The following is a 19,846-nucleotide window of genomic DNA, read 5'->3' as shown; positions in this document are numbered from 1 at the left end:
AATTCAATGAGAATGCCCATAACGCCAAAAAACCGCCGGAGAATTTTCTCAGGCGGTTTTTTGAAGTGTGGATGGTGACGGCATTTTTTAGCTGCACCAATATTCTAACGGTTGCCACAAGCGCTATTTGTTCCAATACCGTTGATTTCAAATTGTAACGGTTGCCATGGAGCTTATTTCGCCGAAAACCGGTAATTTTTGCTTGGATTCAGGCAAATAACGGCGCTGGCAACCGTTAGCATTTCGAAAAGGTCTTTTTTCGGCAAATAGCCGCTGCTGCAACCGTTAGATTTCCGGCGGGCGGACAGTATCGATTCGGAAAGCCAACGCTTGTAAAAAAACCTTGAGCAAAAGTTAATGCAATGGCAATGGTAAAAAAGGCCTTTATTGGGGTCATGTCGCCTTTTTTGACGAAAATAAGGATCATTTTTACCGCTATTTCCGCGGCCTCCATAAAACGCAGGCAGTGCGGTCCCTCTACTTCTGAAATCCGGCTTGATCTTACAACGTCACCGCGGTGTCCAGCGCCACTTCCATCATCTGCTTGAAGGTCGTCTGCCGTTCTTCGGCGGTCGTCTCCTCGCCGGTCAACAGGTGGTCGCTCACCGTCAGAATCGTCAGCGCGTTTACGCCGTATTTGGCGGCCAGCGTATAGAGCGCGGTCGTCTCCATCTCCACTCCAAGCACGCCGTATTTCATCAGCAGCTTCGTGACGGTCGTATCGTCGCGGTAGAACATGTCCGAACTGAAAATGCTGCCGACATGCAGCTTCAGCCCCTTTTTGACGCCGAACTCGTAAGCGGTTTTGAGCAGCGGGAAGCTAGCGATCGGGGCAAAATCAAAGCCGCCGAACACATGGCGGTTCATGCTGGAATCCGTGCAGGAAGCCTGGGCCAAAATAACGTCGCGGACATGCACATGCTCCTGCATCCCGCCGCAGGTGCCGACGCGGAGCAAATTTTTGACCCCGTATTCCTTGATCAATTCATTAACGTAAATCGAGATGGAGGGAATGCCCATGCCGGTTCCTTGGACGGATATTTTTTTGCCTTGGTAGGTTCCGGTAAATCCGAGCATCCCGCGCACTTCGTTGTAGCATATTGCATTTTCCAAATACGTTTCAGCAATAAATTTCGCCCGCAGCGGATCGCCCGGCAAAAGAATCGTTTCCGCAATGTCGCCCGGTTTGGCAGCGATATGTACACTCATCGTTAAAATCTCCTTGCTTTCAATTTATAGTCGAACATGCTTCTATTATATAGGATGTCGCATCGCCCGTATAGAATACGCGAGCTGTTCCAGTCGCCAACACAAAAACATCCCCTCCAAGTCAAAACGCCGCATTGGCAACGCCTGCTTGGAGGGGATTTCATCACTGGAAGGGTTCGGCTCTATTCATTTGCCTGTTAACTACCTGGTAACTTAACCGTTATTGCGCGATCTGATCGCGGATGTTCTGCAGTATTTTTTTCTCCAGCCGGGAAACCTGCACCTGGGAGATGCCCAGCCGCGTAGCGACCTCGGACTGGGTCTGGTCCCGGTAATACCGCAAATACACGATCAGCCGTTCCCGGTCGGTCAAACCGTCGATCGCCTCGTGCAAGGCGAGCTTGTCGAACCAGCGTTCCTGGGATTCGTCGGCGATTTGATCCATCAGCGTGATCGGATCCCCGTCGTTTTCAAATACCGTCTCATGGATGGAAGCCGGCGGCTTATTGGCCTCCTGGGCAAATACGACGTCTTCCGGCGTCACCCCAAGCTCCTCGGCCACCTCTTTGACGGTGGGGAGACGGCCCATCAGCTTCGACAATTCATCCTTCTTTTTGCGCACTTTGTTGGCCATTTCCTTCAGCGACCGGCTGACCTTCAGCGTCCCGTCATCGCGCAAAAACCGCTGAATTTCCCCGATGATCATCGGAACCGCATAGGTCGAAAACTTCACATCGTAGCTGAGGTCAAACTTGTCCACCGACTTCAGCAGTCCAATGCAGCCGATTTGAAACAAATCTTCGGGTTCGTACCCCCGATTCATAAACCGCTGCACGACCGACCAGACGAGCCGGATATTGCAGCCTACCAGCCGGTCCCTGGCGGCGTTGTCCCCTGCCTGGCTCAGAGCGATTAACCGCTTTACTTCCGCGTCGTCCAAAAACTCTCTCGAGGTTTGCTTCACTTCGGCATCCATAGATCCAACCCCTAATTGTATAAAGCTTTCTTGGATACAATCCTTTTCTTCATCCGGATGCGTGTGCCGCCGCCCACTTCGCTCACGACGTCGAATTCGTCCATGAAGTTTTCCATAATCGTAAATCCCATGCCGGAACGCTCCAGCTCGGGTTTGGACGTGTACAGCGGCTGCTTGGCCAGCTCCACGTCCTCGATTCCGCGGCCCTGATCCTCGATGATCAGCGTGACGGTATCGCCTTCAATCTCGGCGGAAATCGTCACAATCCCGTCCGGATTTCCGTCATAGCCATGAATGATCGAATTCGTCACCGCTTCGGACACGACCGTCTTCAAATCGGTAATCTCGTCCATTGTCGGGTCGAGTTGCGATACGAATGCGGCCACCGTTACCCGGGCAAACGATTCGTTTTCGGATCTGGCGGCAAACTTGAGCGACATAAAATTGCTGCCTTGATTCATGCTCACAGGGCCACCTCCAAATCCGAAAGCGCCAATCCCTCGTTTTCAAAGATCGGCATGATTTTAAACAATCCCGACATTTCCAATAACCGGTAAACCGGCGGATTCACGTCGCACACGACCATTTTGCCGCCCTTTTGCTTGATCAGCTTGTATCTTCCGAGAATGACGCCGATCCCCGAGCTGTCCATAAACTGCAGTTCTTTGAGACTTAAAACGAGATTGCGGCAGTTCCCCCGGGCGATCTCTTCGTCCATCCGCATCCGGACGCCGTCCGACGTATGATGGTCCAATTCTCCGCTTAAGCGTACGATCAGCGTGTCGCGGCGCGTTTCCATTTCCACATGCAAATTCACGTTTTGTTCACTCTCCTCCCTGACATGAACACAACAATTCTACGGCCCGCCGGCCGATTCCTGCCGGGTGACAAAACTAGAAGAAAAGCCCTATTAATCTACAAAAAACAAGTGTGCGGCCGTCCGTTTGAACAGCGTCCACCAGCCCGCCTTACCGATATCGGCCGGAGCGGTCAGCTCAAATTCGGTAAGAACCTTTCCGTCCTGATAAACGACGAGCTTGCCGATCGATTGCCCCGCTTTAACCGGCGCCGCCAATTTTTCCGGAGCGATCAGCTTGTGCGTAATGCTTTCCGCCGGAGCGCCTTTTTTTACCAGCACATTGAGCGCCTTGGCGGCGGTCAGGTCGATCTGCGCGCTCATCCCCTTCTGCACCTTCACCTTGCCGATCGTTTCCCCGGCTTGATATATCGGATGCAATGTATATTGGGAAAAAGCATAATCGAACATCGCCGAAACTTCGCTGTTCCGCGTCTTCGTATTCGGTTCGCCGAGCACGACGGCGATCAGGCGCAGTCCGTCGCGTTTGGCGGTAGCCGCCAAGCAAAACTTCGCTTCCGAGGTGTAGCCGGTCTTCAGACCGTCGGCGCCGCTGTAGAAGCGGACGAGCTTATTCGTGTTGACAAGCCAAAACGGCTTTTCCGTGCCCTGACGCAAGTAATCTTGATAAGCCCCGGTATACTTTGTAATCCCCTCATGCTTCAACAGCTCCCGGCTCATGATGGCGATGTCGTGAGCCGAACTGTAGTGATTTTCCACCGGCAAACCGTTGCAGTTGGCAAAATGCGTGTCCTTCATGCCAAGCTGCTTGGCCCGTTCATTCATCAGCCTCACGAACGCTTTCTCCGAGCCGGCGATTTTTTCCGCAAGCGCCACGGAGGCGTCGTTCCCGGAAGCCATCGCCACGCCTTTCAGCAGCTCATCCACCGTCATCACTTCGCCCGGCTCCAGGAAGATTTGCGAGCCGCCCATCGACGAAGCGTATTCGCTGGCCGTCACCTTGTCGCTCAGCTTCAGCGTCCCTTTGTCGACCGCCTCCATCGTCAGCAGCATCGTCATGATTTTCGTAATGCTGGCCGGAGGCAATTGCTCATGGCTCTGCTTTTCGTAAATTACCGTGCCGGTATCCGCATCGATCAGCACGGCGGATCGGGCATTGTCCGCCAGAGCGATAGCGTCATCTTCTTCATGCGGGCCGCCGTGGTTGGCGAATGCGTAATTCGGCCAAACCGAAACGGCCAGAACGAACGCGGCTAACCAGATTAACAGCCGTCTGTTCAAGATTAGTCCCCCTTTAAAAACTCTGGATTCTGCTAACCTAGTATCGGCTGCAAAGCGGGATTTTATTCCTGAACGCAAAAAAACGGCACCTCCCGGAAATCGCGAACCCCGCGATTTCCGGAAAATGCCGTATAAAGCTCTATTGATTGTTCAAAAAGTCGGCTTTTCAGCACCGAGAAGGTTGGATGATCGACGAACAATCAAAGAAACAGACCGCCCTGAGTTGAAGTTTTTCTTGCGATTTAAGGAAGAAACGCTTCGGTGACTATTCATTCTTAAATCTTCAAAAGACGACTTTTTGAACTACCTCTCAGAACCTTTTGACGCCGTCCGGCGTGACCAGCGCAAACACCAGCGGCCTTCTCGGAACCTTCGTCCCCGAAATGCCGTAAGCTCCCAGCACCCGGCGTTCCGCCTCGGCCCGGCCGCTCTCGCGGGCGGGGTTTAAGTGCAGCACGGCCAGCGTGTCGCCGATTTCGACCGGATCGCCGATTTTTTTACGCAGTTCGACGCCGGCGCCCAGATCGATGACGGAATCCTTCGTTTCCCGTCCGGCACCGAGCATCATCGCCGCCAGTCCGATCTCCTCGGCCTGGATCGAATCGACGTAACCTTTGCTTTCGGAACGCACCTCGATTTGCAGCTCGGCGCTCGGCAGCAGGTCAAGGCGATCGATCTGGGACGTATCGCCGCCTTGGGCGGAAACCATGCCCTTCAGCTTGTCCAGCGCCTCGCCGCTTTGAAGTTTAGCCTTCAGCAGCGCATGGGCTTCTTCTTCGTCAGCCGCTTTTCCGCCCAGAATCAGCATGTGGGAAGCCAAAATCAGGCAGACCTCCTCCAAATCCGCCGGCCCTTCGCCGCGCAGCGTGGCGACGGCTTCCTTGATCTCCAGCGCATTGCCGATCGCGTAGCCGAGCGGCTGGTCCATATCGCTGATCACCGCCACCGTGCGCCGTCCGACCTGGGTGCCGATATCGACCATCGCTTTGGCCAGGCGAATCGAATCCTCCAGCGTCTTCATAAACGCGCCGCTGCCCGTTTTGACGTCCAGGACGATCGCGTCGGCGCCGGCGGCGATTTTTTTGCTCATGACGCTGCTGGCGATCAGCGGTATCGAGTCCACCGTCGCGGTGACGTCGCGCAGCGCGTACAGCTTCTTGTCGGCCGGCGTCATATTCCCGCTTTGGCCGACGACGGCGAGGCCGAGCTCGTTCACTTGCCGAAAGAACCGCTCCTTGCCCAGCTCAACGGAGAATCCGGAGATCGCTTCCAGCTTGTCGATCGTTCCGCCGGTATGGCCCAAGCCCCGGCCGGACATTTTGGCGACAGGCACGCCCGCCGCCGCCGCCAAGGGACCGAGCACGATCGTCGTTTTGTCCCCGACGCCGCCCGTGGAATGCTTGTCCACCTTGACGCCGCGAATCGAACCTAAGTCGATCGTTTCGCCGGACGAAGCCATCGCCATCGTCAAATCGGCCGTCTCCCGCGCGCTCATGCCTTGATAATAAACGGCCATCGCCCAGGCGGACATTTGATAGTCGGGAATCCGTCCTTCGCTGTACCCCCGGACCAAAAAGCCGATCTCCTCGGTCGTCAGCTCCTGGCCGTCTCTTTTTTTGCGGATCAGATCTACAGCTCTCATCGATCCTTACCTCCGTTCTTCTTATGGGATTACATTTTAGGAATAATGGCCAAAACAAGGCTTAAAAATTTCTCGCGCACGCGGTCGGTCGTCTCCATGACTTCCGCATGGGAAAGCGGCTGATCCAAGATCCCCGCAGCCATGTTGCTGATGCAGGAAATGCCCAGCACCTCAAGCCCCGCATGTCTGGCGACGATTACTTCGGAAACGGTCGACATCCCGACCGCGTCAGCTCCCAGCGTATGGAGCATGCGGATTTCCGCCGGGGTCTCGTATGACGGACCCAGCAGCCCGGCATAGACGCCCTCCTGAAGCGGAACGCCTTTTTCGCCAGCGACCTGGCGGGCTGTTTCCCGCAGCCGCCGGCTGTACGCTTGGGACATATCCGGGAAGCGCGGTCCCAGTTCCCCATCGTTTGGCCCGATGAGCGGATTTTTGCCGGTCAGGTTGATGTGGTCCGAAATCAGCATTAAATCGCCCGGCGAATAGGAGGTGTTCACGCCACCGGCCGCATTGGTCACCAGCAGCGTCGATACCCCAAGCTCCTTCATGACGCGCACGGGAAACGCCGTCAGCTCCGGGCCGTATCCCTCATACATGTGGAAACGGCCTTTCATCAGCACGACTGCCGTTCCCTGAACGGTGCCGATCAGCAGCTCGCCCGCATGCCCCTCCACCGTGGATTGCGGAAAATAAGGAATGTCCTTATAGGCGATGGTGACCGGCTGCTCGATGCGATCGGCGAGCACGCCGAGGCCCGAGCCCAAAATAAGGCCCACCTTCGGCGTGTGCGCCGCCCGGGAGCGGATATAGTCCGCCGCGTCCCGGATCATGCCTATCGTTAAAGTTGTCGTCATACACATGGTCCTCCCGTATCTTATTTCAATTGGCTTAAAAAGCTGATGCCGTGCTCAGGGGCCTGAACGCCGAAATTGTCCGCGATCGTGGCCGCCAGATCGGCATACGTTCCCCTCACCCCGAGGCTGCCCGGGTTCTTTAAGGACGGCCCGTAAATGAGCAGCGGCACGTATTCGCGCGTATGATCCGTCCCGGAATGGACCGGATCGTTGCCATGGTCCGCGGTAATCACCAGCAGGTCGTTTTCGCCGACTTTGGCGAGCAGATCCGGCACAGCCGCATCGAATTCCTCCAAGGCGCGGGCATATCCTTGCGGATCGCGGCGATGGCCGTACAGGGAATCGAAATCGACCAGATTCGTAAACAATAGGCCGGAAAAATCCTGATCCAGGCGCTGCAGCGTTTCCTCGATGCCGTGCCGGTTGCTCTTCGTCGGGAACGACGCCGTAATGCCTTCGCCGGAGAAAATGTCGCCGATCTTGCCGACAGCCACCACTTCTTTACCGGCGTTTTTCAGCGCGTTCAGCACGGTCGGCTCCGGCGGCTTCACCGCGTAATCGTGCCGGTTCGGCGTGCGCTGGAAGTTCCCCGGCGAGCCGACGAACGGGCGGGCGATAACCCGGCCGACCGAATGCTCCGGCTCAAGCGTCAGCTTGCGCGCGATTTCGCACGCGCGATAAAGCTCGGGCAGCGGGATGATCTCTTCGTGCGCGGCGATTTGAAACACGCTGTCCGCCGACGTATACACGATCCACGCCCCCGTTTTCATGTGCTCTTCCCCGAGCTCGACCAAAATCTCCGTCCCCGAAGCCGGCTTGTTGCCGATCACCTTGCGGCCGGTCTCCTGCTCGAAACGGGCGATTAAGTCCTGAGGGAATCCGTTCGGGTACGTTTGAAACGGCGTTTCGGTTTTAAGCCCCATCAGCTCCCAATGGCCGGTCATCGTGTCCTTGCCCGCGGAAATCTCCGCCATCTTTCCGTAATAGGCGGCAGGGTCTGCGGCAGGAGCCAAATTCGGCAGCTCCGCGATATTGCCGAGGCCCAACTTTTGCAGATTCGGCAGCTTGGTGCCATGAGCCGTTTGCAAAATATGACCAAGCGTGTGCGCCCCCTCGTCGCCGAACTGCGCCGCGTCGGGCAGCTCGCCGATTCCGACGCTGTCCAGCACGATCACCGATATTTTTCTGAACCGATTTCCGTTTTGCATATGGGATCTCTCCTTTTTGAACTACCTCGTTAATGTTCGCTGCTTAGTTATTCCTTGCCAGGCCAAAACCATACCGCCGGTTAATACGACGGAGCCGCCGTGCCTTTCCCCTGCTCCGGCTTGCGCCCGGCACGCGGGTGGGCGGCGTCATACACCGATTTCAGGTTCGGTCTCGCCTGATTTAAGTACATCTGGATCGTGGCCATATCGGCATGGCCCAGCATCTCCTGCACCGATCTTACGTCCGCTCCGCGTTCCAGCAGATGGACGGCAAAGGAATGCCGCAGCGTATGGGGCGTAATGTCGGCGTTAATTCCGGCCTCTTGCCCGTATTTCTTGATCACCTTCCAGAAGCCCTGGCGGCTGATCCGCCCGCCGCGCCGATTCGGAAACAGCGCCTGATCGTCCTCCGTTTGCGCCAAATGAGGCCGGCCTTCCCGCAAATAGCGTTCCAGCCATTCCGCCGTCACACCGCCGAACGGAATGATGCGCTCCTTCCCGCTATCTCCGCGGCAGCGGCAAAACCGCAGCGCCGTATCCACATGCCGAACGTCCAGCGAGATCAGCTCGGACACGCGGATTCCCGTCGCATACAGCAGCTCCAGCATCGCTTTGTCGCGCAGGCCCAGCGGAGCGGCCGGATCCGGCGTCTCCAGCAGTTTCTCCGTTTCCTCCACCGTTAATGTTTGCGGCGGCTTTTTGTCGAGCTTCGGCAGCTCCACCATGACAAACGGGTCCTGATCGATCACCCGCTCCTGCAGCAAATACTCGAAAAAAGCGCGCAGCGTCACCGACACGCGCATCACCGTGGCGGGAGCCTTGCCTTCCTCTTTCATCGCCGAGAAATAAAGCTGGATTCCGGCCCGCGTCACTTCCCGGAAATGCTCCACCCGCCGCCGCCGCAAATAATTTATGTACTGCTTCACATCCCGTGCGTAGGCTTCCAGCGTCGAACCGCTTAATTCCCGCCGCTCCGCCAAAAATGCAATAAAAGAGGCCGCATATTGTTCCATGCTCCGCGCCCCCCTTTCTATGGTCAGATCAATATTCCACGTTCACGGTCCGATTCCCTGCCGATCGTCCCAAGAAGTTGGACAAAAAAGTCCATCATTCTCCGTACCAATAAAACAGCTTAAGCCGGTCGGCCAATGACGCCCTCTCCCCGCCGCCGGGAAGATCGGCATGAAACACCTTCACGGCAGAACCGTCAGGAATCCGGTACTTATCCTCGTAAAACATATATGCCTCCAAAAGCCCAAACGTTCTATACAAAGTATACGTGAGCGCCGCAAACAGGAGCAAATATTTGACGGACCGCAGCCAGCGGCGAAGCGAAATCACCATCGGTCATCCCTCTTTCCTCGAACTTCTGCCCCCCTTGCCGGCAAGGGGCAGGCGCCTTCTCTTTCAGTATATAAAGAGGAAAGGACGAGTATGCGTTAGCCTCGGAAAAAGCGGGGAGCTTTAGCTCGGCTTCCGCTGACATAGAAGTCCCGACACACAACTAAAAAGCCCCTTACGGCACGCAGCCGTATGGAGCTCACCTTGAACATTATTTCGTATCGCCAGTCCCCGACGGGTCGTTGTTTTTATCTTTACACCGGTGACAGATCCCCTGAAAATCCAGGCGGTGGTCCAACACCGTAAAATTAAACTCTTTCTCCAGCCGCTCCTCTAATGGGCCGAGCCAGTCCTCGCGAATTTCGTCCATCGCCCCGCACTGCACGCAAATCAGGTGATGATGGTGATGTTTTGTCGTGTCCGTGCGCAAATCGTACCGGGCCACCCCGTCGCCGAAATTGATCTTCTCGACAACATGAAGCTCGCTGAGCAGTTCCAATGTGCGATATACGGTCGCCAGTCCGATTTCCGGCGCTTTATCCTTTACGAGCATAAAAACATCTTCCGCGCTTAAATGATCGTCTTCGTTTTCGAGCAACACGCGTACCGTGGCTTCCCGCTGGGGCGTCAATTTGTAACCGTGGGATTGCAGCTGTTGTTTGATTTTTTCGATCTTTGCTTCCATGTTCTCCCTCCCCCAGCCATTCCCGCACATCCAATTAAACTTCAATAACCACTTCTTTCATTATAGGGGGAGTCATTCCACAAAGTCAAACATTTTGCTAGAGTCTGAAACCATTCCCCATCCTGCCCGTAACATTTGTTAAGGAGATGATCCCGTGCTTTTTACTATTTTTCTGCTCCTGCTTGGAGCTCTAATCGTCTGTTTGGGCATATTTGCGATCAAGAAGCCAACGTCTTGGCTTTTTCGGCCAATAGGTTTGCCAAAGGACTCGGACCCAAGCGCCGGCTTTATCGACTACATCAAATTTGCCGGGGTTATCAGCATAGCGTTAGGTGTAATTTTTTGGATATTCGGCATTCTGAGCCTGCTGTGAGGAGCTGGACTCCTCTTAAAATCAGCGGCAGCGGCGCTTTTTTGTTTTGCCTCCGAAACAAAAACCAATGCCAAAAAAAGCAACTCCAGCGAAAAAAATAAAAGCAAAAACGCCCGCTATTCCGGAGATTTCCGTTCGTTCGAGAGAAATAGAGGCGGTTTATGCCGTTATTTTCCCCGCCGCAATGAAATCCCCGTATTTCTGGACCATTCTTAGAAAAATAAGTACATAAAATGCCGCTATTTTAAAGGCCGATGTACTCCCAATTCTACAATCCCTGCCGGCCTTTGGTTGGCAGGCGGCTGCACCAGCATCCGAACGTCCGTCATATTCCGGACGTACTGCCCGGGCCTATACGATCCGAATCTGTATTTCGTTCGCGGCGACGGGAACGTTCCCTTCTAAGAGAAAATGAAACAGGATGCTTCCGAAAAAGTGAAAATTCACTTCGGTAGCATCCCGAATGCAGACGATTTGCAGTAAATGCGACTACAAGGCATTCGGCGATATCATAGGAGTAACCCAAGCCATCATCGCGGGGGTGACCCATGTTTCGAACGAAGATACCGCGAGCAGCACGGCGGCCATCGCCAGCGTCAGGCCGGTGTAGGAGAGAAACGGGCGCGATGCGTTGCCGCTGCCACCCAGCAGGACCCGCGATCGGATGATGTTGAGCGAAAAACTGACGGCGGCCACGCTCGCAATCAACAAAGCGGGGATGACGATCAGATTATGCGGCGCAATCGAAACGAGGGCGAACAGCAGCCCTTTCCAAGTGTATTGCCCGACCAGGCAGCCCACCGTAAAGCCGATCAATACGCCTTTCAAAAAATCGAGAATCAGTATCCCCGGAAGACCGATCACGGAAAGTCCAAGCAGCCATATCAAACCCAGCCATTTCAAATGTAAAACGGCGACCTCCCAGTACGACATCGGCTGAAACTCCGTTCCGCCTTCGTTGATCGATAAGAAAAAGTCGCCGAAATATCGCGATAAATCCTGCTGCTGCTCCAGCGTCAGCGCATTGACCATCAGCGCTCCGAACACGACGCCCATTAAAAACAGCACCGCAACGAATACGTACAACGGGGTTTGATCCTTAAGCGCATGGCGTATCGGTTGAAGCATGTAAGAAAGCCTCCTCGCTTGTTCAAATACTTGTGCCTTAGAAAAAATTTATGAACAAGCTTCCTTCCTTATGCCTAACCAGCGCCTGCCAGCGCTCAGGATTTCTTCACTTTGCCGTAAATCCCCCCGCCCCCGGCGGCCAGCTCCAGCCTGCCGCTTCGCGCCTCGGCGATCCGGGCGGCCAGTTCCGGCCCGGCGACTTCGGCGAGCTTCGCTTCCGGGACATGGTGCAGGATGTTCATCTCGGTGCCGAATGCGGCAAGCAGCAGCTCCAGCTTCGCCGGGCCCAGGCCCGGGATAAACTCCAGCGGCACCTGGTAGTGGTACGGCGGCCGGTGCGCCGGAACAGCGGGCGCCTGACGGTCCGCGATCGAGCGAATCCGGTCGTATACGCCGCGCACCAGCTTCGGGCTGCCGCAATACGGGCAGCGTTCCACCGCCGCCTCCGCTTCGTCGATAATATAGCTGCAGTTGCCGCAGTATGTCCGGTGGTATTTGCCGAGCCGGGGATTCAGCCCGTAATTGCCGGCGACGCGCCGGCCGTCCTCTTGCTTCAGCGCTTTGGCGAACTCCCGGTAATTTGCCGCGACAAGCAGCAGCTCGTTGTATTCCCGGCCGATCTTGCCGAGTGAATGGGCGTCCGAATTGGTCAGGATCGTAAACGGATCCAGTTCGCTGATCAGCCCGGCCATTTCGCTGTCGGCGCTTAGGCCCAGCTCGACGGCGCTGATCAGCGCCGTGTCGAGCACGTCGTCCATGCGCGGCGCACAGCTGCCGTAAATGCTGCGGTGCGGCGTAAAAATATGCGCCGGAATGATCATTCCCCCGCGCGCATACACCTCTTCCTGCAGTGTACGCGCCGGCGTGTATACGCGCTGCGAGCTTAACATGACGTTTTTCATCCTTTTTTCCAGCCAGCCGGTAAACCCGCGAATCGCGGCAAACGTCGGAAAAAACGCCAGCAAATGCGCCGGCCCCATCCCCGGCTCGCGAATCTCCAGCTCGCTGCCGAGCAGCAGCGTCGTCTCTTGATAAGCGACGCCTCCCTCGGCCAACTCGTGCATCTCCCCCCGCTCCAGACATTGGGCAATGTCCTCCTGCACGCCGGGGGAATGGCAGTCGATGATGCCGACCAGGCCGATCCCTTTGCGCAAGGCGGCTTCCCTCGCAATGTTGGCAAAGGTCAGATCGCGGCTGCCGCTGATTTTGACCGGCTCCCCCCGCCCGGTCCGGCCAATATGAATGTGCAGATCGGCAAACACGGTGTGCAGTCCTTCTGTTTCCAGCCGCATGATTTAGCGGACCGCCGTTTCCCAAGTGAGCCGCAGCTGCCAGATGTATACGGCCAAAATCGTCTTCGCATCGGCGATCCGGCCCTCGGCGATATGCTGCAGCGCTTCCTCCAGCGTCGCCTCGTGGACTTCGAGAAATTCGTCGGCATCCGGGGCCATCTCGCCGGCGCTTAGCTCCTCGGCCCAATACAGATGGATGATCTCATCCGCGAACCCCGGGGACGTGTAAAAAGAATGCAGATGCGTCAGCTTGCCGCAGGTATAGCCCGTCTCCTCCTGAAGCTCTCTAGCCGCCGCCTCCAGCGGATCTTCTCCCTTTTCCAGCTTGCCTGCCGGAATCTCCAGCTCGCAGCGCCCCATCGCCTGACGGTATTGATCGACGAGCAGCAGCCGCCCCTCATGGACCGCCAGCACCGCAACGGCCCCGGGATGCTTCACAACCTCCCGCGTCGCCAGCGTACCGTCGGGAAGCTTGACCGTGTCGACTTGCAAAGAGATCATTTTCCCGGAAAATACCGGATCGGTCGAAACCGTCGTTTCTTTTAATTGATCAGCTGCCATGTTTAACGTCCTCCTTTTATATAACGCGTAAAGAAACGCGCGAATTCTTGCACATAACTTGTCCAATAAGGGCATATGCTGTTATTATACCAAACCTGCTCAGGAAAGGAGCCTTTGAAAATGAAAAGCTGCTTTTCTCCGACCGCCGTCCGGGCCCAGGGCAAGGCGTGGCAAATCCGCGTTTTGCTGGCGCAATGGCTGAAAGAAGCGGGGCCGGAGGCAAAACTGACGGATCTGATCGATTCCCGGCTGCCGGTTATTCAGTTGCATCGTTTCAGGTTAATAGAAAGCGGGGGGTGAATTATGCGTAGTCCCGTCGGACAACCTCAGAACATGGCCAAAATGGTCCAGTTGATTCAAAACTCCGTTGAGAAAGGACGAATCCAGTTTGCCGATAAAATCGCAGGACAAAGCGATATCCATCTGCTCAGCGCGCTGGTGCAGTCCTTATATAAAGCAGGTTACGCGGAGCTGGCCAAAAAACGGATCGCCCTGATCGATCCCGAAACGCTAAGCAGGCCATCTCCCCCTTTTTTGGAGCTTAGCTACATTTGGGCGGAAATGCGTTATGACGAGGGATATTATCGGGAAGCCGCAGCGATCTTTGAGGCGATCGCCGAACAGAGCGGGAATTTGGCCGCCGCCCGCTTCGGCGCGGCTTCCTGTTATTTGCAGGAAGCGATGTTAAACCTGCGGCGCAGAATGGAAATCTACCATCCGCCCGAAGCGGAGCGAATCAAAATCCGCAAGTATTTGGAAGATTTCAACCAAACCCTACATATTATTCAAACCTCGGGCTGGCGCACCGTTAGTTCCGCGGAACAAACGGAACCCAGGCCGGCCCGGGCGGCAACGCTGCTGCATTAACATAACGGCAGCCCAGGGAGCCTTTCCGGCCCTGGGCTGCCGCGTTCCCGGACCGTTTACACGATGCAGGACTGCCGGACGATTTCAAGCGCGAATTCCGCCGCTTTGACGATATCGTCCGCCTTGATTTTTTCCTCGGTGGTGTGAATGTTCTCATAACCGATCGCAAGGTTTACGGTCGGAATCCCGTAGCCGTTCAGCACGTTGGCGTCGCTGCCGCCCCCGGAGACGAAAGTATCGCCGGACATATCCAGCGCTGCCGCCGCCTTCCGGGCAATCCGCAGCGCTGTCTCCTCCTCGGAAATGAGGAATCCCCGGTACATGATCTCGCTGTGAAAATTCCCTTTGGCTCCGTACTCCCGGCAGACCGCCTCCACGGCCTCCTTCATTTCCTCCAGCTGCCGCTCCACCTTGACCTGGGAAAGGCTGCGCGCCTCGCCGTACAATTTGACGTGATCCGGTACGACATTGGTCGGGCCGCCGCCTTCAAATTTTCCGATATTGGCCGTCGTTTCGTCATCGATGCGGCCGAGATTCATCCGGGCAATCGCCTTGCCGGCGACCTGAATCGCGCTGATGCCGTCTTCCGGATTGACCCCGGCATGCGCCGATTTGCCGAAAATTTCGATTTCGACCCGCGCCAGGGTCGGAGCCCCGACGCAAATCGTCCCGACTTCGCCGTTCGTATCAAGGGCGAATCCGAATTTGGCGTCCAGATGCTTGACGTCGAGCGCCCTTGCCCCTCTCAGGTTCGACTCCTCGCCGGCCGAGATGACGAACTGGATTTTTCCGTGGGGGATATTCCGTTCGCGCAGCACCTGGATCACTTCCAGCAGTACGGCCAGACCGGCTTTGTCGTCCGCGCCCAAAATCGTCGTTCCGTCGCTGCGGATCCATCCGTCTTCGCCGACGACCGGTTTGATCCCTTTCCCGGGCTCTACCGTATCCATGTGGCAGGAGAACAGGAACGGCTCGGCGTCAACGCTTCCGCTGGCCGCCAGGGTCGCGATCAAATTGCCGGCGCCGTGGCCGGTCTCGGCTTGCGAGCCGTCCTCCACCAGACCTAAGCCAAGTTCGGACAACTTGTTTTTCAAATAATCCGCAATAAGGCGTTCGTGTTTGGTCTCGCTGTCGATTTGCACGAGCTCCAAAAACTGTCCGATGACTCTGGTTTCGTTGATCATTGGACTTTCCTCGCTTTCTTCGTTACGATAGAATAAGTGAAAATATACGTTTATGTTGGAGGAGTTTTCTCTATGCAAAAAAAATGGATGAGAATCGTCGTATATTTGATGCTGTTTGCGATGCTGGCTTCCACGCTGCTCGCCTTCCTGGAGCCGCTTTTTATTCGTTAACCGCCGGCTCGAACGCTCCGGACCGGCCGAACACCGCGGAAAACAGCGGAACGAGATCGCGCGCAGCCTCTTCAACGGTAAAGTTCCGGCCGGTGACGTCTTCCAGCGAAGTTACCCCGTATTCCTGAATGCCGCAGGGAATGATGCCGCGGAAGCCATCCTCCTGGATGCCCGACTTCACATTCAAAGCAAAGCCGTGGCTCGTAATAAACCCTCTTTTATGACGGCATTTATTAAACTTCACGCCGATGGCGCAAATTTTGACATCCCCGACCCAAACGCCGGTGTATTCCGGTTTCCTGCTGCCTTCCACCCCAAAACGGGCCAAATAATTGATAATCACCTGCTCCAGCTGGCGCAGATAACCGTGCAAATTAAGGCCCTGGCCGGCTTCCAGCCAGAGCAGCGGATACCCGACCAGCTGTCCCGGACCATGGTATGTAATATCTCCGCCGCGGTCGATTTCAAACACGGAAATCCCCCGCTGCTTAAGCTCTTCCGGACCAAGCAGCAAATGCTCGGGGTGGCGCTGGGAACCGATCGTATATGTCGGCGGATGCTGAAGCAGCAGCAGGTGCTCCTGCTGCTGTTCTCCGTCTATCGCTTTAACCAAGCGCTTTTGCAGTTCCCACGCTTCCCCGTACTCCATCATCGGATAATACATTACTTTCAAGGGAATGTTGTTCATCTGCTTTTCGCCTCTTTTAGGTTGGAATTAATATACCTGAGTATCCAAAGAGTAGCTTTCCATATTGTCCTTCACCCGCTGCATGAAACGGCCGCAAATGACCCCGTCCAGGATGCGGTGGTCAAGGGACAAACAAAGGTTGGCCATGGAACGTACGGCGATCATGTCGTTGATGACGACCGGTCTTTTGACGATCGACTCGAACGTTAGAATAGCGGCCTGCGGATAATTGATGATCGGCTGCGTCAAAATAGAACCAAAGGACCCCGTGTTGTTCACGGTAAACGTTCCGCCCTGCATATCATCCAGCTTCAGCTTGCCGGAGCGGACTTTCGACGCCAGCTCTTCAATTTCCCGGGCAAGGCCGGCGATGTTTTTCTGGTCGGCTTTTTTGATCACAGGCGTCATGACGGAATCTTCGGTGCCTACGGCAAGCGAGATATTGATGTCCCGTTTGACGATGATTTTGTCCACCGCCCAGACCGAGTTCATGATCGGATAATCCTTGATCGCGCCGACAACGGCTTTAAGAAGGAAAGCCAAATACGTTAAATTGACGCCTTCCTTTTTCTTAAACTCATCCTTCAGCTTATTACGGAGCTGCACGAGGTTCGTCACGTCCACCTCGATCATCATCCAGCCGTGCGGAATTTCCGACACGCTTTGGCGCATCCGCGTCGCAATCGTGTTGCGGATCGGGGTCACGTCGATGAAATATTCGGAGCGGTCGCCATTCTCCACTTCGATCGTCGGAATACGCGGCGTTTCCGTCAAATGCAGGCCGGAATTGCGAACCGGCTCGGAAACGGCGGCGTTCAGTCCGGCCGGGATCGGGCTGGCCGGAGCGGCGTACGGGGCCGGCTCAACCGCTGCCGCAGATGCTGCGCCCGGCTGAGCCGGCTGCTGCTGCGATGGCTGCGCCGGCTGGTTGGCCGCTGCTCCCGCGGATGCAGAAGCCGCCGAAGCGGCCCCGCCGCGCTCGATAAAGGCCAGCACGTCCTTGCGGGTCACGCGCCCGCCCAGCCCGGTGCCGGCGATCTTGCGCAGATCCAGGCCGTGTTCGGCCGCCAGCGTCTGCACCGCCGGCGAGTAACGGCTGCGCTGCGTACCGTCGCTTGCCGCGAGGCTCGGCGCAGGGGCCACCGTCGAACCTGGTCCGGCGGTAGCCAGGGATGTATCGCCGGCTGCGGAACCGGCCGCCTCCGCAGCCGTCTCGATCCGGCAGATGACCGTTCCCACCTGGATTTCCTGACCTTCCTGGGCCAGGAGTTCGCCCATAATCCCGTCCACCGTCGACGGAATTTCAGCGTTGACTTTATCCGTGATCACTTCGCAAATCGGTTCGTATTGCTCAACCGGATCTCCCGGCTTTTTCAGCCACTTTCCGATGGTCGCCGAAACGAGCGATTCCGCTAGCTGGGGCAACGCGACGTCGGTTAACGTTTTTTGGTTTGGCATGAAATCCTCACTCCCGTTAATAAAGCGCCAATTGAAGCATCGCTTCTTTGACTTTATCCTTGCTAAGCATAAAAAACTTCTCCATCGGCGGACTGATCGGCATCGCCGGCACGTCCGGCCCGCACAATCTCCCAATCGGCGCATCCAGCTCGAACAGGCACTCCTCGGAAACGATCGCCGCCACCTCGGCGCCGATGCCGCCGGTTTTATTGTCCTCGTGCACGATCAGCACTTTGCCGGTTTTACGGGCCGCCGCAATAATCGCCTCGCGGTCCAGCGGCTGGAGCGTGCGCAAGTCCAAGATATGCGCGCTGATGCCCTGCTCCGCCTCCAGCTCCGCGGCGGCCTGCATCGCGAAATGCAGCGGCAGACTGTAGCCGATCACGGTAATGTCCGTGCCTTCGCGCAGCACCTTCGCCTGGCCGATCGGCACGATGTAATCGTCCTCGGGGACGTCCTCTTTAATCAGCTTGTAGCATTTCTTGTTCTCAAAGAACAGCACGGGATCGGGGTCGCGAATCGCCGCTTTCAGCAAGCCCTTGGCATCGTAAGCCGAATAAGGGGCGACGATTTTCAGGCCCGGGGTGCCAAAAAAGATCGATTCCGGGCACTGGGAATGGTACAGCCCGCCAAAAATGCCGCCGCCGATCGGCGCGCGCACCACGACAGGACAATTCCAGTCGTTGTTGGAACGGTAGCGGATCTTCGCCGCCTCGCTAATAATTTGGTTCGTGGCCGGCAGCATAAAATCCGAATACTGCATTTCGGCAATCGGCTTCATGCCGTACATGGCCGCGCCGATCGCCACGCCGGCGATCGCCGATTCCGCCAGCGGCGTATCGATCACGCGCATCTCCCCGAACTGCTCCTGCAGCCCTTTCGTCGTCGTAAACACGCCGCCCTTGACGCCGACGTCTTCCCCTAACACAAACACGCTTTCGTCGCGCTCCATTTCCTCTTTCATCGCCAGACGAATCGCGTCGATATATTCCATTACCGGCATAACTTACACCTCTCCTTCGCTGGCGTACACGTGCAGCAGCGTATCCTCCGGTTTCGGGTACGGCGCGTCTTCCGCCGCCTTCAGCGCGTCCTTTAGCTGCTGCTGGATATCCTTAAGCAGCGCTTCTTCGCGTTCCTCACTCCATAAGCCGTGTTCGATCAGATAGGATTTCATTTTCGGGATGCCGTCCTTTTTCCAGTTCTTATCGACTTCTTCTTTCGTCCGGTAAGCCAGATCGTTATCCGAAGTGGAGTGCGGGGACAAACGGTACATCATCGCTTCGATCAACGTCGGCCCCTCTCCGCTAACGGCCCGCTCCCTGGCCTCCTTCACGATGCGGTAAACCTCAAGGGCGTCGTTGCCGTCGACCCGGATGCCCGGAAAGCCGTAGCCCTGGGCCCGGTCGACCACCCGGCCGCCAAGCTGCTTCTTGATCGGCACCGAGATGGCGTATTGGTTGTTTTCGCACAGGAAGATGACCGGCAGCTTCTGAACGCCGGCAAAGTTCAGGCCTTCGTGGAAGTCGCCCTGGTTGCTGGAGCCTTCCCCAAACGTTACGTACGAAACGCTCGTCTTTTTTTGCATTTTGGCGGCCAAAGCAAAGCCGACGGCATGCGGGACCTGCGTCGTTACCGGGCTGGAGCCCGTCACGATGCGCAGCCGCTTGCTGCCGAAGTGACCCGGCATTTGCCGTCCGCCGCTGTTCGGGTCGCCCGCTTTGGCGAACGCCGACAGCATCAGTTCCTCCAACGTCATGCCTACCGCCATTACAAAGCCGTAGTCGCGGTAATAGGGCAAAAAGTAATCATGCTGCCGGTCAAGCGCAAACGCTGCGGCAACCTGAGCCGTTTCCTGCCCGATGCCGGAGACATGAAAATTGATTTTCCCCGCCCGCTGCAGCAGCAGACAGCGCTCATCGAATTTGCGCGCGAGCACCATGTATTTGTACATCTCGACGACTTCCGTGTCCGACAATCCGAGTTGCTCATGTTGCGGTTTGGTTTGCACTGAACTTTTGGCGTTCATGGGAGTTACCTCCTTTGTTTAACTTACATTGGGTTGAAATGCAAGATTAGCACCTTGTTACATCTAATCTTAAAACCTG

23 protein-coding genes are annotated in these 19,846 nt (G+C 56.3%); 4 read left to right on the top strand and 19 right to left on the bottom strand.

The genetic code is table 11. The features are described 5' to 3' along the window. Positions 1 to 501: 501 nt before the first annotated feature. The 11 genes from deoD to fur all read right to left on the bottom strand — a co-directional run bounded on the left by deoD (position 502) and on the right by fur (position 10,016). Positions 502 to 1,209, bottom strand: coding sequence for a purine-nucleoside phosphorylase (gene deoD, locus NYE74_RS15825; RefSeq protein WP_036621845.1), 708 nt, complete (start codon positions 1,207 to 1,209; stop codon positions 502 to 504). A 220-nt stretch (positions 1,210 to 1,429) separates the two neighbouring features. Continuing rightward, positions 1,430 to 2,185, bottom strand: a complete 756-nt coding sequence (sigF, locus tag NYE74_RS15820) for an RNA polymerase sporulation sigma factor SigF (protein WP_036621844.1) — start codon at positions 2,183 to 2,185, stop codon at positions 1,430 to 1,432. Between the two features lie 11 nt (positions 2,186 to 2,196). Continuing rightward, a complete protein-coding gene (gene spoIIAB / locus NYE74_RS15815; protein ID WP_036621843.1) occupies positions 2,197 to 2,646 on the bottom strand; it encodes an anti-sigma F factor in 450 nt (149 codons plus the stop codon). Positions 2,647 to 2,648: 2 nt separating this feature from the next. Then, the gene (gene spoIIAA / locus NYE74_RS15810; protein WP_036621841.1) at positions 2,649 to 3,002 is read right to left on the bottom strand and encodes an anti-sigma F factor antagonist; all 354 of its coding nucleotides are present in this window, start codon (positions 3,000 to 3,002) and stop codon (positions 2,649 to 2,651) included. Positions 3,003 to 3,095: 93 nt separating this feature from the next. After that, positions 3,096 to 4,283 (bottom strand): D-alanyl-D-alanine carboxypeptidase family protein, encoded by a 1,188-nt coding sequence (locus NYE74_RS15805; protein ID WP_270618673.1) that lies wholly within the window; start codon positions 4,281 to 4,283, stop codon positions 3,096 to 3,098. 310 nt (positions 4,284 to 4,593) lie between these two features. Further along, positions 4,594 to 5,925, bottom strand: a complete 1,332-nt coding sequence (locus NYE74_RS15800; RefSeq protein WP_036621839.1) for a pyrimidine-nucleoside phosphorylase — start codon at positions 5,923 to 5,925, stop codon at positions 4,594 to 4,596. A 29-nt stretch (positions 5,926 to 5,954) separates the two neighbouring features. Then, a complete protein-coding gene (locus tag NYE74_RS15795) occupies positions 5,955 to 6,782 on the bottom strand; it encodes a purine-nucleoside phosphorylase (RefSeq protein WP_341004909.1) in 828 nt (275 codons plus the stop codon). A 20-nt stretch (positions 6,783 to 6,802) separates the two neighbouring features. After that, positions 6,803 to 7,990 (bottom strand): phosphopentomutase, encoded by a 1,188-nt coding sequence (locus NYE74_RS15790; protein ID WP_124332634.1) that lies wholly within the window; start codon positions 7,988 to 7,990, stop codon positions 6,803 to 6,805. Between the two features lie 80 nt (positions 7,991 to 8,070). Continuing rightward, positions 8,071 to 9,003 carry a site-specific tyrosine recombinase XerD gene (xerD, locus tag NYE74_RS15785; RefSeq protein WP_124332633.1) on the bottom strand — a complete coding sequence of 311 codons (933 nt, stop codon included), beginning with the start codon at positions 9,001 to 9,003 and terminating at the stop codon, positions 8,071 to 8,073. Between the two features lie 94 nt (positions 9,004 to 9,097). Further along, positions 9,098 to 9,334 carry a DUF4227 family protein gene (locus NYE74_RS15780; RefSeq protein WP_124332632.1) on the bottom strand — a complete coding sequence of 79 codons (237 nt, stop codon included), beginning with the start codon at positions 9,332 to 9,334 and terminating at the stop codon, positions 9,098 to 9,100. A 208-nt stretch (positions 9,335 to 9,542) separates the two neighbouring features. Further along, complete coding sequence (gene fur, locus NYE74_RS15775; RefSeq protein ID WP_036621828.1) at positions 9,543 to 10,016, bottom strand: ferric iron uptake transcriptional regulator; 474 nt, start codon at positions 10,014 to 10,016, stop codon at positions 9,543 to 9,545. 154 nt (positions 10,017 to 10,170) lie between these two features. Here fur and NYE74_RS15770 point away from each other — a divergent pair, with 154 nt between their 5' ends. Further along, a complete protein-coding gene (locus NYE74_RS15770; protein ID WP_124332631.1) occupies positions 10,171 to 10,389 on the top strand; it encodes a hypothetical protein in 219 nt (72 codons plus the stop codon). Between the two features lie 489 nt (positions 10,390 to 10,878). Here NYE74_RS15770 and spoIIM read toward each other — a convergent pair whose 3' ends face one another. The 3 genes from spoIIM to NYE74_RS15755 form a co-directional block, all read right to left on the bottom strand. Further along, positions 10,879 to 11,517, bottom strand: coding sequence for a stage II sporulation protein M (gene spoIIM / locus NYE74_RS15765; RefSeq protein ID WP_124333694.1), 639 nt, complete (start codon positions 11,515 to 11,517; stop codon positions 10,879 to 10,881). A gap of 95 nt (positions 11,518 to 11,612) precedes the next feature. Further along, entirely contained in the window at positions 11,613 to 12,809 is a 1,197-nt protein-coding gene (locus tag NYE74_RS15760; RefSeq protein WP_036621818.1) for an endonuclease Q family protein, read from the bottom strand. A 3-nt stretch (positions 12,810 to 12,812) separates the two neighbouring features. After that, positions 12,813 to 13,370, bottom strand: coding sequence for an NUDIX hydrolase (locus tag NYE74_RS15755; RefSeq protein ID WP_036621815.1), 558 nt, complete (start codon positions 13,368 to 13,370; stop codon positions 12,813 to 12,815). Between the two features lie 120 nt (positions 13,371 to 13,490). Between NYE74_RS15755 and NYE74_RS15750 the strand changes: the two genes are divergently transcribed. Together NYE74_RS15750 and NYE74_RS15745 are read left to right on the top strand one after the other, a co-directional pair. Next, a complete protein-coding gene (locus NYE74_RS15750; protein WP_036621812.1) occupies positions 13,491 to 13,670 on the top strand; it encodes a hypothetical protein in 180 nt (59 codons plus the stop codon). Positions 13,671 to 13,673: 3 nt separating this feature from the next. Then, positions 13,674 to 14,237 (top strand): tetratricopeptide repeat protein, encoded by a 564-nt coding sequence (locus NYE74_RS15745; protein WP_341004907.1) that lies wholly within the window; start codon positions 13,674 to 13,676, stop codon positions 14,235 to 14,237. A 56-nt stretch (positions 14,238 to 14,293) separates the two neighbouring features. Here NYE74_RS15745 and NYE74_RS15740 read toward each other — a convergent pair whose 3' ends face one another. Beyond that, positions 14,294 to 15,421, bottom strand: coding sequence for a M20/M25/M40 family metallo-hydrolase (locus NYE74_RS15740; protein WP_036621808.1), 1,128 nt, complete (start codon positions 15,419 to 15,421; stop codon positions 14,294 to 14,296). 72 nt (positions 15,422 to 15,493) lie between these two features. On the opposite strand from NYE74_RS15740, the gene prli42 reads away from it, so the two are divergent. Further along, a complete protein-coding gene (gene prli42 / locus NYE74_RS15735; RefSeq protein WP_115311167.1) occupies positions 15,494 to 15,592 on the top strand; it encodes a stressosome-associated protein Prli42 in 99 nt (32 codons plus the stop codon). Here prli42 and lipB read toward each other — a convergent pair. From lipB to NYE74_RS15715, 4 genes are read right to left on the bottom strand one after another with little or no spacing between them, the layout of a single operon-like run. Next, the gene (gene lipB, locus NYE74_RS15730; RefSeq protein ID WP_036621805.1) at positions 15,582 to 16,280 is read right to left on the bottom strand and encodes a lipoyl(octanoyl) transferase LipB; all 699 of its coding nucleotides are present in this window, start codon (positions 16,278 to 16,280) and stop codon (positions 15,582 to 15,584) included. The genes prli42 and lipB overlap by 11 nt on opposite strands. A gap of 27 nt (positions 16,281 to 16,307) precedes the next feature. After that, a complete protein-coding gene (locus NYE74_RS15725) occupies positions 16,308 to 17,738 on the bottom strand; it encodes a dihydrolipoamide acetyltransferase family protein (RefSeq protein ID WP_341004905.1) in 1,431 nt (476 codons plus the stop codon). A gap of 16 nt (positions 17,739 to 17,754) precedes the next feature. After that, entirely contained in the window at positions 17,755 to 18,741 is a 987-nt protein-coding gene (locus NYE74_RS15720; protein ID WP_036621800.1) for an alpha-ketoacid dehydrogenase subunit beta, read from the bottom strand. A 3-nt stretch (positions 18,742 to 18,744) separates the two neighbouring features. Then, complete coding sequence (locus tag NYE74_RS15715) at positions 18,745 to 19,767, bottom strand: thiamine pyrophosphate-dependent dehydrogenase E1 component subunit alpha (protein WP_036621798.1); 1,023 nt, start codon at positions 19,765 to 19,767, stop codon at positions 18,745 to 18,747. Between the last annotated feature and the right edge of the window lie 79 nt (positions 19,768 to 19,846).

This window comes from Paenibacillus sp. FSL P4-0127 (assembly GCF_038007325.1).
Taxonomy (GTDB): Bacteria; Bacillota; Bacilli; order Paenibacillales; family Paenibacillaceae; genus Fontibacillus; species Fontibacillus macerans.
Note: the sequence above shows the minus strand (reverse complement) of the source record. Positions and strands in the feature narration are given on the sequence as shown.

Bases quoted from the DNA above. Each gene is read 5' to 3' on its own strand.
- deoD (WP_036621845.1), bottom strand. From the start codon at position 1,209: ATGAGTGTACATATCGCTGCCAAACCGGGCGACATTGCGGAAACGATT.
- sigF (WP_036621844.1), bottom strand. From the start codon at position 2,185: ATGGATGCCGAAGTGAAGCAAACCTCGAGAGAGTTTTTGGACGACGCG.
- spoIIAB (WP_036621843.1), bottom strand. From the start codon at position 2,646: ATGAATCAAGGCAGCAATTTTATGTCGCTCAAGTTTGCCGCCAGATCC.
- NYE74_RS15800 (WP_036621839.1), bottom strand. From the start codon at position 5,925: ATGAGAGCTGTAGATCTGATCCGCAAAAAAAGAGACGGCCAGGAGCTG.
- NYE74_RS15795 (WP_341004909.1), bottom strand. From the start codon at position 6,782: ATGACGACAACTTTAACGATAGGCATGATCCGGGACGCGGCGGACTAT.
- NYE74_RS15790 (WP_124332634.1), bottom strand. From the start codon at position 7,990: ATGCAAAACGGAAATCGGTTCAGAAAAATATCGGTGATCGTGCTGGAC.
- xerD (WP_124332633.1), bottom strand. From the start codon at position 9,003: ATGGAACAATATGCGGCCTCTTTTATTGCATTTTTGGCGGAGCGGCGG.
- NYE74_RS15780 (WP_124332632.1), bottom strand. From the start codon at position 9,334: ATGGTGATTTCGCTTCGCCGCTGGCTGCGGTCCGTCAAATATTTGCTC.
- fur (WP_036621828.1), bottom strand. From the start codon at position 10,016: ATGGAAGCAAAGATCGAAAAAATCAAACAACAGCTGCAATCCCACGGT.
- spoIIM (WP_124333694.1), bottom strand. From the start codon at position 11,517: ATGCTTCAACCGATACGCCATGCGCTTAAGGATCAAACCCCGTTGTAC.
- NYE74_RS15760 (WP_036621818.1), bottom strand. From the start codon at position 12,809: ATGCGGCTGGAAACAGAAGGACTGCACACCGTGTTTGCCGATCTGCAC.
- NYE74_RS15755 (WP_036621815.1), bottom strand. From the start codon at position 13,370: ATGGCAGCTGATCAATTAAAAGAAACGACGGTTTCGACCGATCCGGTA.
- NYE74_RS15750 (WP_036621812.1), top strand. From the start codon at position 13,491: ATGAAAAGCTGCTTTTCTCCGACCGCCGTCCGGGCCCAGGGCAAGGCG.
- NYE74_RS15745 (WP_341004907.1), top strand. From the start codon at position 13,674: ATGCGTAGTCCCGTCGGACAACCTCAGAACATGGCCAAAATGGTCCAG.
- NYE74_RS15740 (WP_036621808.1), bottom strand. From the start codon at position 15,421: ATGATCAACGAAACCAGAGTCATCGGACAGTTTTTGGAGCTCGTGCAA.
- prli42 (WP_115311167.1), top strand. From the start codon at position 15,494: ATGCAAAAAAAATGGATGAGAATCGTCGTATATTTGATGCTGTTTGCG.
- lipB (WP_036621805.1), bottom strand. From the start codon at position 16,280: ATGAACAACATTCCCTTGAAAGTAATGTATTATCCGATGATGGAGTAC.
- NYE74_RS15725 (WP_341004905.1), bottom strand. From the start codon at position 17,738: ATGCCAAACCAAAAAACGTTAACCGACGTCGCGTTGCCCCAGCTAGCG.
- NYE74_RS15720 (WP_036621800.1), bottom strand. From the start codon at position 18,741: ATGCCGGTAATGGAATATATCGACGCGATTCGTCTGGCGATGAAAGAG.
- NYE74_RS15715 (WP_036621798.1), bottom strand. From the start codon at position 19,767: ATGAACGCCAAAAGTTCAGTGCAAACCAAACCGCAACATGAGCAACTC.